The organism is Bdellovibrio sp. KM01 (genome assembly GCF_013752535.1).
Taxonomy (GTDB): domain Bacteria; phylum Bdellovibrionota; class Bdellovibrionia; order Bdellovibrionales; family Bdellovibrionaceae; genus Bdellovibrio.
In genome coordinates this window covers 1886743-1902269 of the sequence record NZ_CP058348.1, presented here as the reverse complement: position 1 = coordinate 1902269, position 15527 = coordinate 1886743, and the positions used below count along the sequence as shown (strand labels likewise).

The window sequence follows — 15527 nt, the reverse complement described above, 5'->3', positions numbered from 1 at the left end:
CATCACTCAAAAGGAGTGCCTATGAAAAAGACTCTCATCCTGACGGGATTCTCTCTGTTGATCGTGCAATGCTTTGCCAGTATTTCTCTGGCTTGCAATGGACCTATTAAATGCGCAATTAAAACATACAATGGTCATTATGTGACAGCCGTTGGCGGCGGGGGCAGAATTACGGATGTGATTCACACGGATGCGAAAAAAATTGGGTCCTGGGAAACATTCATCTTTGAAGATTCCTGCGATGGTGATTCCTATATTAATTACGGCTTAAAAACTGTCAAAGGCTACTATTTGACAGCTGTCAGCGGTGGCGGACGCATCACTGACGTTATCCATTCCGACGCCACCCAACTACAAGCTTGGGAAAAATTTAAAACCATCTCGATCGGTGGCGGGATTTACGCTTTGCAAACCATCAGCGGCAACTATGTCACAGCGGTGGGAGGCGGTGGACGCATCACCAACACCATTCATACCGACGCCAAGCAAATTGGGAACTGGGAAAAGTTTAAATTAGAATGTGGACTTCAATAATTTACGAGTCGAATAAGCTATTCGCTATTTTAGGAGGCAAGTATGGCTCTGCAAAGTAATATCTCTTCTGAACAACAACACAATAAGAACTCAAACGTCATGGGTGCACTGACCGCCCTGGATTTTTCTGAAACCAAAGAGGTTCGCGAATTCCCACTGGGACGCTTGGAACTACTGGATTTCGACGGCGCTATCGTCGGTCGCGCGACACTGCAACCCGGCTGGAAATGGTCTGAATCCGTTAAACCGATTGCTAAGACTGACAGCTGCAAAGCTCCGCACTTTCAGTATCATGTGTCGGGAACTTTAAGAATTAAAATGGATGACGGAAAAGAGATCGAATGCGGCCCCGGCGAAGTTTCGTTAATTCCTCCGGGACACGATGCTTGGGTCGTCGGCAATGAACCCGTGGTTCTGATCGACTTCCAAGGCATGGTGGATTATGCCAAACAAGGACACACCCACCAGCATTAAATAGAAACTACTCCCACTCAATCGTCCCGGGAGGCTTACTGGTGACGTCATAGACCACGCGATTCACACCTTTTACTTTATTGGTAATAAGGTTGGAAACTTCGCGCAGGAAGGCGAATTCAAACGGATACCAATCCGCCGTCATGCCGTCACTAGAAGTCACTGCACGCAAAGCCAGAACGTGATCATAGGTTCTGGAATCACCTTGCACGCCCACCGTTCTCACTGGCAACAGCACACAGAAGGCCTGCCATATTTTGTCATACAGACCGTGCTTACGCAGTTGTGAAATATAAACATCGTCAGCATCTTTCAAGATACGCAACTTTTCTGGCGTGACTTCACCCAAGACACGAATCGCAAGACCCGGACCAGGAAAAGGATGACGCCATAAAAGTTCTTTCGACAATCCCAACTGAGCTCCCATCGCGCGAACTTCATCTTTAAAAAGCTCTCGAACGGGTTCCAACAATTTCAATTTCATTTTTTCCGGCAAGCCACCCACATTGTGGTGAGACTTGATCGTGACACTGCCACCAATTGAAGAAACGCTTTCAATCACATCGGGATACAAGGTCCCTTGCGCAAGCCACTTGATCGGAAGTGCTTTGTCATAACTCTTGTCAAAAACCTCGATAAACACGCGGCCAATGGCTTTACGTTTATCTTCAGGATCTGTTTTACCAGCCAAGGCGTCCATGAATTCTTTCGAAGCATCAACACCGCGAACGTTCAAACCTAAGCCTTGATAGCTTTGCAAAACATTTTCGTACTCGTTTTTACGAAGCAAACCATTATCGACAAATACACAGTGAACACGATCGGCACCCAGCGCTTTCGTTAATAACGTTGCGACCACAGTGGAATCAACGCCTCCACTTAATCCAACCAACACGTGGTCTTCCGGGGCGACTTTCTTACGAATATCGTCCATCAAGTGATCTTTGATGTGAGGCGCATCCCAATCAGCAGGGGCTTTACACATATCCGCGGTAAAATACTTCAACAGATCCAAACCGTGCTCGGTATGGACCACCTCAGGATGGAATTGCACCGCCAGGACGTTCTCGCCACGCATCGCTGCGGGGTGATCACCATCAGAAGTTGCGATGACTTTAAAGCCCTCAGGCACAGCTTCAACTACGTCACCGTGACTCATCCAGACTTTCTGTTTTTGCGGAACGCCTTTTACGACTTCAGTCCATGTTACATAATTAAGGCCGTACTCACGATGCTGAGCTTTCGTAACCTTGCCACCCAATGAATGAGTCAGTAACTGCATTCCATAACATACGCAAAACAAAGGACTTATGTTACGAAGTTCCTGGATATTTCTTTGCGGAGATCCTGTCTCGTAAACCGAGTTCGGTCCGCCACTCAAAATAATTCCGTAAGGTTTCTTTTTAATGATTTCTTCTGTGGGATATTGGTAAGAATGAATCTCTGAATAATATCCCATTTCACGCAAACGACGCGCAATCAACTGAGTGAATTGCGAACCGAAATCCAAAATGATAAATCCACGTAGCATAGCGATTAACTTTCAATTCTATAGTTCGGAGCTTCTTTGGTGATGCTAACATCGTGCACGTGAGATTCACGCAAACCCGCCGCACTGATTTGAACAAACTTCGCACGTTTTTGAAGTTCGTCAATATTACCTGCGCCCAAGTATCCCATACCAGATTTCAAACCACCCACCAGTTGATGGATGATTCCCGACGCAGGTCCCTTATAGGCAACCTTACCTTCAATACCTTCTGGAACCAGCTTTTCATTGTCCTCGATATCCATTTGCCCATAGCGGTCTTTCGAGCCACGAGCCATTGCTCCTATGGAACCCATGCCGCGATAAACTTTATAACTACGCCCCTGGAACAGGATTGTTTCGCCCGGTGATTCTTCCGCACCGGCAAGCAAGTTCCCGATCATCACGGTGTTTGCCCCCAAAGCTAAGGCTTTCGTGATATCACCAGAGAATTTGATACCACCGTCAGCGATAATTGTTTTACCCGCAGCTTTCGCCACACGCGCACAATCCATCACTGCAGAAATTTGCGGCATACCCACACCCGCCACGACACGTGTCGTACAAATACTACCAGGTCCTACTCCGACTTTAACTACATCAGCACCGGCGTCGATCAACGCTTTCGTACCATCCGCCGTTACAACGTTACCGGCGATAATAATCACGTCTTTATATTTTTTTGAAACATGCTTCACCATATCCAAAACATTCTTGGAATGACCATGGGCTGTATCCACACACAGAACATCAACACCTGCTGCCACCAAGGCTTCGGCGCGCTCTGCTGAATCCGTCCCCACACCGATCGCAGCCCCCACAAATAGACGACCATGGTTGTCTTTCGTGGCTTGCGGATAGTTTTTCGCTTTCTCGATGTCTTTGATGGTGATCAAACCTTTAAGTTTGCCTTTAGCATCCACCACCGGAAGTTTTTCGATACGATGTTTTTGCAAAATCTTTTTCGCTTCATCAAGAGTCGTACCCATTTTCGCGGTAACCAGTTTTTCCTGAGTCATCAGGTTACGAATCGGTTGATTGAAATTTTCTTCAAAACGCAAATCACGATTTGTTAAAATTCCCACTAACAAACCATCGACAGTGATAGGCACGCCACTGATAGAAAACTTTTCCATCAGATCCAAAGCTTCTTGCAGCAGTTGATCCGGCCCCAATGTGATGGGATCCATGATCATACCGCTTTCATATTTTTTTACCTTTTCAACTTCAAGAGCCTGCTTCTCGATAGAGAAGTTTTTATGAATGATGCCAAGGCCACCAAATTGAGCCATCACGCGTGCCGTGCGGTTTTCGGTCACCGTATCCATGGCAGCAGAAACAATGGGTGTATTTAAAAATTTGTCCCGGGCAAAAAAAGATCTTGGGACCACGTCTGTGGGAATGATTTCTGAGAATTGAGGAAGAAGTAAGATATCGTCGAAAGTCAGCGCTAAAGGGATTTCACGTTCCATAAAAAACTCCTGCAAGTATTCTCTGTTGAATCAATACAGAGTTCAACAAGAAGACCTTCAGGAGTTTGTTAAGACTAGACCTCGTTGTACCACGTTTTATATAGCAGGTAATTATCTGCTGACTTCTCCAGCAAGGCGACCTCTTCGTCTGTCAAAGCGCGTTTAACCTTAGCAGGACGCCCCACAACCAGGCTGCGCGGAGGAATTTCGGTGCCTTCCGTCAAGAGAGACCCCGCTCCAATCAGACAGTGCTCTCCTACTTTTACGCCATCCATCAAAATTGACCCCATACCCACGAGCGTTGCACGACCGACTTCGCAGCCATGCAACATAACTAAATGCCCCACAGTAACTCGGTCATGCAGGGTCGTTCCATACTTTCCGTATGTTCCATGAACCACACTGCCATCTTGAACATTCACTTCTTTACCCAACTTAATAGGCATGACATCGCCGCGGATCGTGACATTGTACCAGATGGAAGAGCCTTCACCGACTTCCACATCACCAATCAGACGTGCGTTGTCGGCGATAAAAACTTTTTCTGCAACGATGGGAGACTTGCCCCGTGCTTTGACAAATGGATTGCTCATAAAAACCTCGTAAGCAATCCTAGCACAGGGCTATCGGTATTGGGAAAATTTTTGCTTAAAGGTAAATGAGGCGTTTGCTGGCTCAGAAGTAACCAGACGAAAACCCACCTGAGGTGATCCACTCCACACGTCGCCACGACGACGAGCTCCAGGATCCAAATTCGAACAATAGAAATCTGTGCAAAGATATGAACCGCCTTTTTGCACCCTTTTTTTATAGGATGGATCGGGACCTTTCTCTGAAGTTTTTGGTCCTTGCGGGTTCATCGTCACTTTACCTGCCTGGTGTTTGAAATAATCAGGGCGATACCAATCAGAGACCCACTGCCAGACGTTTCCCGTCATATCATACAGTCCATAGCCATTCGGAGGAAAACTTCCCACGGGAGAAAGTCCTTTAAAACCATCTTCGGCAGAATCAAAGTAAGGAAAATTTCCCTGCCAGGTGTTGGCCATAAACTTTCCAGAAGGACGGAAATCTTTTCCCCAACTAAATGGCATACGATCCAGCCCACCACGAGCGGCGTACTCCCATTCAGCTTCTGTAGGCAGACGTTTTCCTCTGAAATTCGCATAGGCTTCTGCATCCGCATAGGATACATGAATCACGGGCATCAACTCTCGTCCGCGCAAATCGCTGCCAGGCCCTTCCGGGTGACGCCAATTTGCACCGGGTTGCCAGCGCCAATAAACGGATCCAGAAATTCCCAAATCGGTTCGATCGATACGAGGACTAAAAATGATGGCACCCGGAGCTAAAAGCTCTGCTGGCAAATCAGGATAGTCTTTCGGATCCAGTCGTCTTTCCGCGACCGTGACATATCCGGTTTGATCCACGAAATCCATAAAATCACGATTGGTGACAAGATATTGATCCATCCAGAATCCATCGATATGAACGCGATGTTCAGGTTGCGCATCGATGACCCCGGGATTGTTACTGCCCATCCAAAATTCGCCACCAGGAATCCAAACCATACTTTGACCAAAATTTGGATTCGAAGGATTCATCGCCGCCACCATATCCTCAGACAAATCTGGTTCTGATAAAGCAGCTATGTCTTCTTGAGTGAGAGGAGCGTGAAGCTGAGAAATGGCGGTGGAACCGCCCACGAAAAATCCCAGGCCAATAATAACGGCAACGAAAAAAAGAATCTTGCGGGAAAACTTTGTAGGCATGACCGAGGCCTTTCATACAAAACTTTTGAAGATACTTTTCTAATTTTCGCGCTGCCAAGCGAAAGGGTCAATTTTTATTCCGACACAAACCAGACTAGATCACCTGCCTGCAAAACCGTACCAGCAGAGGGCCCCAGGATTCTTTCTTTACCTCGCTCCACACAAACGACCAGAATCTTTTTCGCTTCCCGGATACCACTCTCGCGAATGGTCTTACCCAAGTAGGTCTCTTCGTCCTGAACAACAAATGAGCCCATGCGGTATTTCGGCGTTTCCGCTTCTTGCCATTTATGAATTCGCTCTTGTTCTACTTTATTATTCAAATCAAGTAACTCTGCCTCACTTCCAAAGCAGACGATTTTATCAAATGGCCACAAGATAAAATCCCCAGCCGGCGCGAAAAAGCGACGAGTGCCACGAATCACCGAAGCAATCGTCACACTGTAGTTTTCTTTAAATTTTAATTCACGCAGAGTGCGACCAGCCCACGTGGAATCCACGGCCACTTCCAAAACACTGATTGAGGCATCCCACGGCAATGCGAGATGCGTGATCTCGTCACGCTTAGAAATCTCTTCGCGCTCTTTTTCGGTGAGGTTTGATAAAAACTCGCCCTCAAAAAGCTTGTAGACTTTTTCGCCATAGCGGTACGAAAGCACACCCATCACTAAAACTGCACCGACCAAGGCGCCGGATGCCAGTCTTAAGGAAACAAACTGCGCGACCAAGCCTGCCAGCAGTACGATTGCCAGCAACACGCGCGCAAAGGTGATCCCCGGAATCAAACGACGAAGCCTTGCCATGACATCCAGATCTTGCGCTAATTTTTTTGCAGGACGCCCCTTAACCAAGCCCCAGAAAAATGGAGCCGAGAGAATCATACAAAGCATTAAGCTCACACCGTTCACGTGCTCAAAGTCCGGTAGAACTTTTTGCAAGAACTGAGCCGCAAACTTTTTAAATCCGAAAGTCAAAGCTACGATCACCACGGAATTTAAAATGATCTTCATTCCGTAAGCCTCCGCCAGCAAAGATCCGACGTTGCGAGTTCCTTGGCGTTCGAAAGATGACTTATAGTTATCCATGGCCTTCTTAAGGCGATCCGGCAATAAGCGATCCATAGCCTCTGTGAACCACGGCGATGCTTTGATCATATAGGGTGTCGTAAATGTCGTGACTGCTGAAACGGCCACTGCCAAAGGATAAATGAAATCACTAGTCACCTTAAGTGTCGTACCAAGAGCTGCGATGATAAAAGAGAACTCCCCGATTTGCGCAAGACTCATCCCTGACTGCATCGAAGTTTTTCGGCTTTGGCCTGTTAGCAAAGCCCCCAAATAAGTACTTAGGAATTTACCAAAGATCGTAACCAGTGTCAGAAGCAGAATCAGGGCGGGCTTATCCATGATGATCTGTGGATCAATCATCGTTCCCACGGAAACAAAGAAAACAGCTGCAAAAAGATTTTTTACCGGATTGATCAGTTTTTCAATGTGATGACCTTCGGGAGTCTCTGCTAAAAGCGAACCCATCACAAAAGCCCCCAACGCCGGAGAGAATCCCGCCAAAGATGAAATCGCCACCATCATAAAACATAGAGCGATCGAAACGATCAACGTCGTTTCCTCCTCTAGCAGTGTCCGGATTTTGCGCAAGAATACGGGTAAAAGAAAAATTCCCACCACGAACCACAGTAAAATAAAGAAAACCATTCGCAGAGTCACCGTCATCAGTGAACCCATATTTAAGCCTTCGCTCATTGCCAACGATGGCAACAAGACCAAAAGCAAAACGGCGACGATGTCCTCCACGATTAAAATACCAAAGACCAACTCCACAAAGCGCTGACCCTTCATATTCAATTCCTGGAAGGCACGCACAATGATGGTGGTTGAAGAAATCGAAAGCACACCACCCATAAAAAGACTGTCGATGGAATTCCACCCGATCAATCTTCCCACCAGATAGCCCAAGCCCACCATGAAGATCACTTCAAACACCGCGGTGAATCCGGCAGAGCCACCGACCTTTACTAGTTTTTTAAAGCTGAATTCCAACCCCAAACCAAACAAAAGAAAGATCACACCGATCTCGGCCCATGTGCTTATATTGGCTTTGTCTTGAATAGTTGGAAGATACGGAAAATGCTGACTAACCAGGAAACCTGCAACAAGATAACCCAACACCAAAGGCTGTCGGAGCTTTTTAAACAGCAGGGTCACCAAGGCGCCCACTACCAGAATTATCCCAAGATCGTAAATTAATGGTGGTAGATGAATCATGGCTCTATTGTTTCAACAACAGAGCCTTAAAACAATTTGCAGTACAGCAATTTTTCAAATGTTAATTTAATTTTTAGTTCAGATATCTAGGCTTTTCGCCAGACATGTTTTGGAGTACGTGGGAGTTGCTCTCCACCGCTGCATTCATGACTTTCGAGCGGCCGATGTAGTTTTTAGTCGCAAAAATCGGAGTGCCCAAGTGAAGACACAATGACATAGCTTCATCTGCGCGCACTTTGATCGAGTTTGTTTTTGGATGTCCCGTCAAATAAAGACGAACGTACTGGTTCGCACCTTTGATTTCAACAAACACGGCCTGGCGTACTTCAATCCCTAAAGATTCCATAAGAAGCTGAGTGAATTTGTGCGGAGTGGACTCTGCAATGCTTTTATTCGACTGAGACAACGCCACACCTGCTTCGATCGGCGAAACTGCCACAGGCAAAGTATAAGCATGGGATTCATCTTTCAATAAAAGGAAAGGACGAGAAATATCCCCCGTCACGGAAAGACCGTATGGGAACAACTGCACCAGGTCTTCCTGATGGAAGGTTTCTTCATCATGAGATTCCTCAGCGAAGATGATGTTTGCTTTCAGATTGTTCAAATCTAAAACTTCTTCTTTCATTATTGAACCAACTCTCCGTGGAATGTCGCCGGAAACGCACGTGTGATGCGAACATCCACTGTTTTCCCGATCAAATCAGCAGAGCCCTTTAAGTGAACAAGTTTATTGCCCGTGCTGCGGCCGTGAACTTTTCCTTCTTCACGATCTGTGTTTTCAACTAAGACCTTCAAAACTTGGCCTTCGTATCTTTTCACCAATTCGAAAGACATTTTGTCATGCATATCGAAAAGACGATTCAAACGCTCCGACTTTACTTCCTCCGCAATTTGATCTTCAAATTTCGCAGCTTTCGTGAACGGACGTGGCGAGTATTTGAAAGCAAAGATAGTTTCAAAGCCACCTTCTTGAACCATGTTCATCGTATCCTGGAAGTCCTCTTCCGTTTCACCGGGAAAGCCCACGATGATGTCAGTCGAGAAAACCACATTTGGAATCGACTTACGAAGCATCGCGATTTTTTCCAAATACTCTTCACGCGTGTAAATACGATTCATACGCTCTAATACGCGCGTGCTGCCGCTTTGGAACGGCAAATGGATATATTCCATGATTTTGTTTTGATGGGCCGCCATCGTATCCGCAAGCTTTTGGTTAAAGTCTTTTGGATGAGATGTCGTGAAACGAATTCTTTCCACATCCGTCTCTGTCGCCACCTTTGCCATCAAATCAGCAAAATCGACGTCGCTATCGGAATAGGAATTTACGTTTTGACCCAGCAGAGTCACTTCCTTCATCCCGCGTTTTACTAAATGACGGATATCCGTCAAAATGTGTTGCAACGGACGAGATTTCTCGCGACCACGAGTGTAAGGCACCACACAGAATGTACAGAAATTATCGCAACCCTTGGTGATGTTCACAAACGTCGCGACACCTGGATTACGAACCAGGGTTTCGATATGATAAGGCGCACGATGCTGGAATTTAGCATTGATGCGTTTTTCACGATCCATAAAACTATCAGCCACCAGATACGGAAGAGAATCGATCTGATCAGTACCAAACACGAAATCGATCATTGGCTGATTCTTAATAAGATTTTCTTTTTCCTGTTGGCCCACGCAACCGCCAACGCCAATACGAAGCTCCGGGTTTTTCTCTTTCATCTTTCTGAAAGTACCGACTTCAGAATAAACCTTATGAACCGGTTTTTCACGAACGCTACAAGAATTGATGATGATCAAAGACGCCTCTTCCGGTGTTTGCACCGGAACAAAGTTTTGCATTTCCAAAAGAGAATGCATGCGCTCTGTATCGTTCACGTTCATCTGGCAACCATACGTAGAAATGTAGACGCCACGGCCCTGACCGACATCTTGATTCATGCTCTGAATTTGATTGGTGATTTCAGGATTTTGGCTCAGTTCATCCACGTGTCTTACCTCTTGTGTCATCAAAGAAAGTGAGTTATAGAGGAGCACTTTAGAAATGTCAAAGTTCGAGGAGCCACTCTCTATGAATCCAAGACTGAAAAGTTCCAAAAAATGGACTAATTTCCCCAAAGAGTACTCAGATCAAATTCAGACGGTGTTCAACGAGAATTTCGCGCAATACCTTGATGATGCTGAACTGATTATCGAAGGCCGTATCTACACCGAAGAAATTGTGCTACGCGTTGGGTATCATGAACAAGGCCGCTTGGCGCAAGCAAACTTTGAAGTTTCCATGAACTACTCCCAGGAACAACAAGACGCCGTTTCTCGAATTCACAACTGCGTGGATGCAGCTGCCTCCATGATGATGGAATATTTTGAAAAAGAAGGCGAAGTTGATTTCCCATATGTTTGGCAGGAATTTCCGTTCCAGGGCAAAAAACTTTATCTTCAATTCTCCACAGAAAATTCCAATCTGGAAGCCGAAGCCAACAAGCTTTTGGGTGTTGATGATGACACTATGATTTACGAAGAATCGGAATCAGAGGATGCTCTTTCCAGAGCGGAAAAAAGCGAAGAACTAAGCCCTCCCCGCGATGAAGACGATGAGGATTATGAAGATTCAGAAGAGGACATCGATGACTCTGATGATGACGACGAAAAAGGCCCGAAGATGTTTAGCGGGAATAAAAAAAAGCTCCACTAGGGAGCTTTTTTTTTATTCCGAGATTGAGCACCAAAGTTCAGCCCAGGCGATATCGCCCATGTTTTTCTTTTTCATGCGGGTCCGAGTTTCCTCTGGCAAACGCACAAATAAATTTAATTCATTCACCAATACGGCATTTTTAATTTTCGCCAAAAGTACTTTGGATTTTGCATCCCATACATTCAACGTCAGCAGATCTTTGCCATTTTCATCGGTTTGGGTTGCTGCCTGCAATTTTAGGTAGGCATCGGATGACGTCGCTGTTTTACCGACTACTGTCTTAATATCAAGCTTGGACGTATCCAGGTCTTCATAGACACCAGGAACGTCAGTACCGTCTTTGTTTTCAACGTTATAAAGAACACTGCAGCCGAGTGTTTTCTGTTCTTTGGATTGTGCTGCCCATGCGCCAGTTCCAATCAAAGAAGTAAGGATAAGAGCCAGGATTTTCATTAGGAAACTCCATTCAAAAGAATGAGGGTTTCTATCATAAATCTCATGGAATTTGGGGGGTTTAGGCATCCCCGTGGCAAAAATTCAGAGTTGTAAACGAAAAAGGCCCACCCCTAATACTGGAAGTGAGCCTTACCCCTCGGAAGAGATAGTCAAATCAATTATAGAGCGTATGCGCGCGCTAGGATCGCAGGAACTTGATCCAAGTTGTTTTTCGCTTGAACGATGATTCGAACAGCATCTTTTTGCAAAAGTTTACCTTCAGCCATTTTCTGACAAAGAAGTTGCTCCAAAGAATCTGTGATTTCATACACAGATTTATGCTGTGGCCACAAATTATCGATGTTGTTAGATCCACCCATGCAAAGTGGGATGTAATGGTCAATTTTGAAAGCTTGGCGATCCATTTGGCGAGTGCGGAAGCCCAATTGATCGTAAGCCGCGAAACGGCCTCTTTTAACGTCAGAATCAACGTCACGCTCACAGTAGTTGATACCTTCTGGATAGCGGTGTTCGCTTGGACGAGAGCACAATGAACCCGGAGTCAGATTATGATCTGGCCCAATTGGGAACTGCTCTTGAGCGTGGGAAGTAACGGAAGCAACAAGGATCGCGAAAAGAACGAATAAGTTCTTCATTTATATCTCCAAATAGTCTGCCATTAATGGTGGCAGGTAGAAACGTCGGACCGTATTTCCGACATATATTTAGGTAACTTGCGGCTACTGGTACCAATCTGGGTTCGAGATGGCAATAAAATATGTACTACAAAATTCCATGACGCAAGCACTCGCGCCAAGCGGCTCCAAATTAACAAATGTAAATCCATGATTTCCCACGGATTTCCCTCTCCCAAAGCCTCCCCATCCCCAAAGGCGGCTCTTTGCGCGCAGCAGCAAAGCAGCCAAAAAAAAAGCCCCACTCGTCAGAGTGAGGCTTTCCAATATCAATAATTAAACTTAAGCGTGCTGGAAAATTCGATTTAACAAGGCGCCAGGAGGAAGCTGTACTATCAGTACAGCGACGACGCAGCAACGCAGGTAAATCGGATTTGCCGGTGCGCCCTAGTACTCGTCGTCGTCCGATGCATTCCCGCCAGAGTCCCCCATACCACGCACTTCTTCAATAAATGCATTAGTATCTTCTTCAAACTCGTTTTCTGCTCCTGATTCGTCAATCTCAAGCTCTTGAATGGCAGCCAAGAAGTCCTTCTCAGTACGCAAATCGCGACGAATCATCTCAAGGAATTTATCTGGATAACGTGACGTCAATTCCTCAACGTAACGCTCAAGTTTACCATCCGTAAGGATCTTCTTACGTACTTGGATTTTCTTCCAGAACAAAAGGTAATGGTAACGGCAGTACACATCAACAACCGCAACTTGATCGCAATCACGAGCACGGCAGTAACGGCGGCCTTCGGCATCTGTCAGAACGATTTCTTCGTCTGACTTGTCTTTGTCTTCAGGAGCCCATTCCTCAACGACGTCGATTTCCTCTTCGGATTCTTCGACGGCCTTAAGCTCCTCTTCGTACTCCCCGATCTCATCGCCCATCATGTCGTCATCGGCGATAAAATCATCATCCATTTCAGAGTCGTCTTTTTCTTTGCCTTTTCCTTTTGCGCCTTTTTTAGCGGCTTTCGCCTCTTTTTTTGGAGCAACGGCTTTTTCAGGAGCCGGAGCGGCCGCAGCCTTTTTTTCGACTTTCTCTTTTTTTGCAACTTCGGCTTTCGTCTCTTTGACTTCCTTAGCGGATTTCGCAGGAACTTTTGCCTTAGGCTCAACCTTGGCTTCGACCTTTTTCTTAACTTCCGGTTTTTTTGGAGCTGCCTTTACAGGAGCTTTTTCAACCTTCTTCTTAACAACAGTTTTCGGAGCTGCTTTTTTAGGTGCAGGTTTTGACGCAGCTTTTACTGGGGCTTTTTTAGCCGGTTTTGCTGGTGTCTTTGCTGCGGGCTTCTTTTTAACGATTTTTGCCATTATTTTACCTAGTTGACGATGGTGAATGTACCTTCAAATACCTGAATCATAGAGCTTGGGCTGTCAACTCATTTCACTAGAATTGTCGCCTCTTGGCTGCGCACAGAAATGCTGCCTCTTTGTGTTGTGCCACGCAGACGTCCGCGAACACTTTTCTCTGAGCTTAACTTGTTTACTTTCAATTCATTCGGAACAAAGATCTCACCATCCACTGTGTACAGATTGACGCTAGCCCCCGAAGCTGCGGGTGAGGTGATATTGATGCGACCTGCTTTGGATTTCACATCCACTTCGGAATCCAAGGCCATTGTGATGCTGACGTTTCCTTCTTGGTTTTGTCCTTCCAGACGCCCTTGGAATGCCTGCAAATTCAAACTGCCTTTTCCATTTTCAAATTGGATTGTACCAGAGCCCTGGTTCACTTTTCCTGTGGCCTGCTGTGTTGAAAGCGATACGAAGCCGCGAACTTTTTCGATATTCAACTGACCAGAAAACATCGAGGCATCGATATCACCCTGAATGTTTTTAAGATTCATGACTCCTGAATATCCGTCGGCATTCACACGCCCTACATGATCACTGACGCTGATCTCGCCTTTTTGCACGTACAGCTGCAAAGATCCCGTACCATTGGAGGTCACCGCACGACCTGAAGTCATGCTCACTTTCAGATCTTTGCTCCATCTTTGCGCAATAACGCTGCCACCTTTAAGCTGAATCTCCACCGGGATCGGGGCACCCGAGATCTCAATTTTTTTCATCTGAGAGTTCGCTTTCGGCAAGATATTCATCCAGGTTTTTTTGCTGCCGAATTCATTCATGCTGACTTCGATGATATTATCTTTCTTAGTCACCACGTAGACGCCTTCCATACCTGATTCGTCTACTCCAGAGATTTTGACGGCATTTGATCCGGGCACTGCGACAAGCTGCACCTGAGCTTCAAAACCTTTAAGAACCAAACGAGTGCCTTCTTGAACCGGAGCCTCAAACGTGGCTGCAAAAAGAGGCTGAACAAAAAGACTCATCAAGATGACCGTGATCGCTGACATGCGTTGTCTCCAAATTCTGAAATATTGACTCAGACTCTATTTAAGATAATTTTTTTACGATTTTCAACATGAAGAGGTGAATTATGGAAAATGTAGTGATTGTCAGCAGCGTCAGAACTCCTGTCGCATCCTTTCAAGGTGGTTTCGGTGCAGTCCCTGCTCCCAAACTAGGCGCAGCTGCGATTAAAGAAGCTCTAACTCGTGCAAATGTTTCCCCGAATGAAATCGATGAAGTCATTATGGGTGAAGTCTTGACTGCCGGTGTTGGGCAAGCTCCCGCACGCCAAGCAGCTCTTTTCGCTGGTCTTAGCAACAATACTCCATGCATGACGATCAATAAAGTTTGCGGATCTGGCCTTAAAGCCGTGATGCTGGCTGCTGATAACATTCAATTGGGTAACACGAAAATCGCAGTGGCTGGTGGTCAAGAGAACATGACTTTGGCTCCGCACTTGCTTGAAAATTCTCGTACGGGTTACCGCATGGGTGCCACTCAAATGACGGACTCCATGATCAAAGACGGTCTTTGGGACCCCTACAATAATTTCCACATGGGTAATGCTGCAGAGATCTGCGTAAAAGAGCACAACTTCACTCGTGAAGAACAAGATGCTTTTGCTGTCGACTCTTATAAAAAAGCACAAAAAGCCTGGACTGATGGCGTTTTCAAAAACGAAATCGTTCCAGTAACAGTTGCGGGTCGCAAAGGCGACGTGGTTATCGATAAAGACGAAGAACCGTTCAACACGAACTTCGACAAAATTCCTGGATTGAAACCAGCGTTCGACAAAGCGGGAACAATCACGGCGGCGAATGCTTCTAAAATCAACGACGGGGGCGCGGCTCACGTCTTGATGTCTGAATCTGAAGCTAAAAAGCGTGGCGCAAAACCTTTGGCGAAAATCGTTGCCCACGGCACGTTCGCTCATGAACCAAAATATTTCACCACAGCTCCAGTTGGCGCGATCAAAAAGGCGCTTGCAAAAGCAAACTTGAAAGTGGGCGATATCGATCTTTGGGAGATCAACGAAGCGTTCGCAGTTGTTACTCAAGTAGCAATGAAAGAACTGGAAATTCCAGCTGCTAAAGTAAACGTTCACGGTGGTGCGGTCGCCATCGGTCACCCGATCGGTGCTTCTGGCGCTCGTATCCTTACGACTTTGGTTCACGCACTTCACACTCATAACAAACGCTATGGTCTGGCGACTTTGTGTATTGGTGGCGGTGAAGCCGTAGCATTGATCATCGAGAAGGCATAATTGCTTAGGGGC

General features: G+C 46.1%; 15 protein-coding genes and 1 riboswitch. Of the genes, 4 read left to right on the top strand and 11 right to left on the bottom strand.

The genetic code is table 11. From position 1 onward, the window contains the following. The first annotated feature begins 21 nt into the window (after positions 1–21). Together HW988_RS09310 and HW988_RS09305 are read left to right on the top strand one after the other, a co-directional pair. Complete coding sequence (locus tag HW988_RS09310; RefSeq protein WP_181607422.1) at positions 22–534, top strand: hypothetical protein; 513 nt, start codon at positions 22–24, stop codon at positions 532–534. Between the two features lie 99 nt (positions 535–633). Then, positions 634–1008: a cupin domain-containing protein gene (locus tag HW988_RS09305; protein WP_181607697.1), complete on the top strand. Its 375-nt coding sequence runs from the start codon at positions 634–636 to the stop codon at positions 1006–1008. 7 nt (positions 1009–1015) lie between these two features. Here the strand turns inward: HW988_RS09305 and guaA are convergent, their stop codons facing one another. The 7 genes from guaA to miaB all read right to left on the bottom strand — a co-directional run bounded on the left by guaA (position 1016) and on the right by miaB (position 10063). After that, positions 1016–2539 carry a glutamine-hydrolyzing GMP synthase gene (gene guaA, locus HW988_RS09300; protein WP_181607420.1) on the bottom strand — a complete coding sequence of 508 codons (1524 nt, stop codon included), beginning with the start codon at positions 2537–2539 and terminating at the stop codon, positions 1016–1018. Positions 2540–2544: 5 nt separating this feature from the next. Further along, positions 2545–4008 (bottom strand): IMP dehydrogenase, encoded by a 1464-nt coding sequence (guaB, locus tag HW988_RS09295; RefSeq protein WP_181607419.1) that lies wholly within the window; start codon positions 4006–4008, stop codon positions 2545–2547. Between the two features lie 74 nt (positions 4009–4082). Beyond that, positions 4083–4601 carry a gamma carbonic anhydrase family protein gene (locus HW988_RS09290; protein WP_181607418.1) on the bottom strand — a complete coding sequence of 173 codons (519 nt, stop codon included), beginning with the start codon at positions 4599–4601 and terminating at the stop codon, positions 4083–4085. A 30-nt stretch (positions 4602–4631) separates the two neighbouring features. Then, a complete protein-coding gene (locus tag HW988_RS09285) occupies positions 4632–5780 on the bottom strand; it encodes a formylglycine-generating enzyme family protein (RefSeq protein ID WP_220128847.1) in 1149 nt (382 codons plus the stop codon). A 74-nt stretch (positions 5781–5854) separates the two neighbouring features. Next, a complete protein-coding gene (locus HW988_RS09280; protein ID WP_181607416.1) occupies positions 5855–8062 on the bottom strand; it encodes a cation:proton antiporter in 2208 nt (735 codons plus the stop codon). 73 nt (positions 8063–8135) lie between these two features. Next, on the bottom strand, positions 8136–8690 hold the full coding sequence (locus HW988_RS09275) for a bifunctional nuclease family protein (protein ID WP_142700186.1): 555 nt from the start codon (positions 8688–8690) through the stop codon (positions 8136–8138). After that, positions 8690–10063 carry a tRNA (N6-isopentenyl adenosine(37)-C2)-methylthiotransferase MiaB gene (gene miaB, locus HW988_RS09270; protein WP_181607414.1) on the bottom strand — a complete coding sequence of 458 codons (1374 nt, stop codon included), beginning with the start codon at positions 10061–10063 and terminating at the stop codon, positions 8690–8692. Before miaB ends, HW988_RS09275 begins: the two co-directional genes overlap by 1 nt. 55 nt (positions 10064–10118) lie before the next feature. On the opposite strand from miaB, the gene HW988_RS09265 reads away from it, so the two are divergent. Further along, complete coding sequence (locus HW988_RS09265) at positions 10119–10769, top strand: hypothetical protein (protein WP_255490294.1); 651 nt, start codon at positions 10119–10121, stop codon at positions 10767–10769. 12 nt (positions 10770–10781) lie between these two features. Here the strand turns inward: HW988_RS09265 and HW988_RS09260 are convergent, their stop codons facing one another. The 4 genes from HW988_RS09260 to HW988_RS09245 all read right to left on the bottom strand — a co-directional run bounded on the left by HW988_RS09260 (position 10782) and on the right by HW988_RS09245 (position 14256). Beyond that, positions 10782–11222 carry a hypothetical protein gene (locus HW988_RS09260; protein WP_181607413.1) on the bottom strand — a complete coding sequence of 147 codons (441 nt, stop codon included), beginning with the start codon at positions 11220–11222 and terminating at the stop codon, positions 10782–10784. Between the two features lie 161 nt (positions 11223–11383). Further along, positions 11384–11860 (bottom strand): HNH endonuclease signature motif containing protein, encoded by a 477-nt coding sequence (locus HW988_RS09255; protein ID WP_181607411.1) that lies wholly within the window; start codon positions 11858–11860, stop codon positions 11384–11386. After that, positions 11854–11951: riboswitch (purine riboswitch) on the bottom strand. Its footprint overlaps the gene before it by 7 nt. 335 nt (positions 11952–12286) lie before the next feature. Beyond that, positions 12287–13204 (bottom strand): hypothetical protein, encoded by a 918-nt coding sequence (locus HW988_RS09250; protein ID WP_181607409.1) that lies wholly within the window; start codon positions 13202–13204, stop codon positions 12287–12289. A 68-nt stretch (positions 13205–13272) separates the two neighbouring features. Further along, on the bottom strand, positions 13273–14256 hold the full coding sequence (locus HW988_RS09245; RefSeq protein WP_255490293.1) for a DUF4097 family beta strand repeat-containing protein: 984 nt from the start codon (positions 14254–14256) through the stop codon (positions 13273–13275). 83 nt (positions 14257–14339) lie between these two features. Between HW988_RS09245 and HW988_RS09240 the strand changes: the two genes are divergently transcribed. Continuing rightward, complete coding sequence (locus tag HW988_RS09240; RefSeq protein ID WP_181607407.1) at positions 14340–15515, top strand: acetyl-CoA C-acetyltransferase; 1176 nt, start codon at positions 14340–14342, stop codon at positions 15513–15515. The last annotated feature ends 12 nt before the right edge of the window (positions 15516–15527 follow it).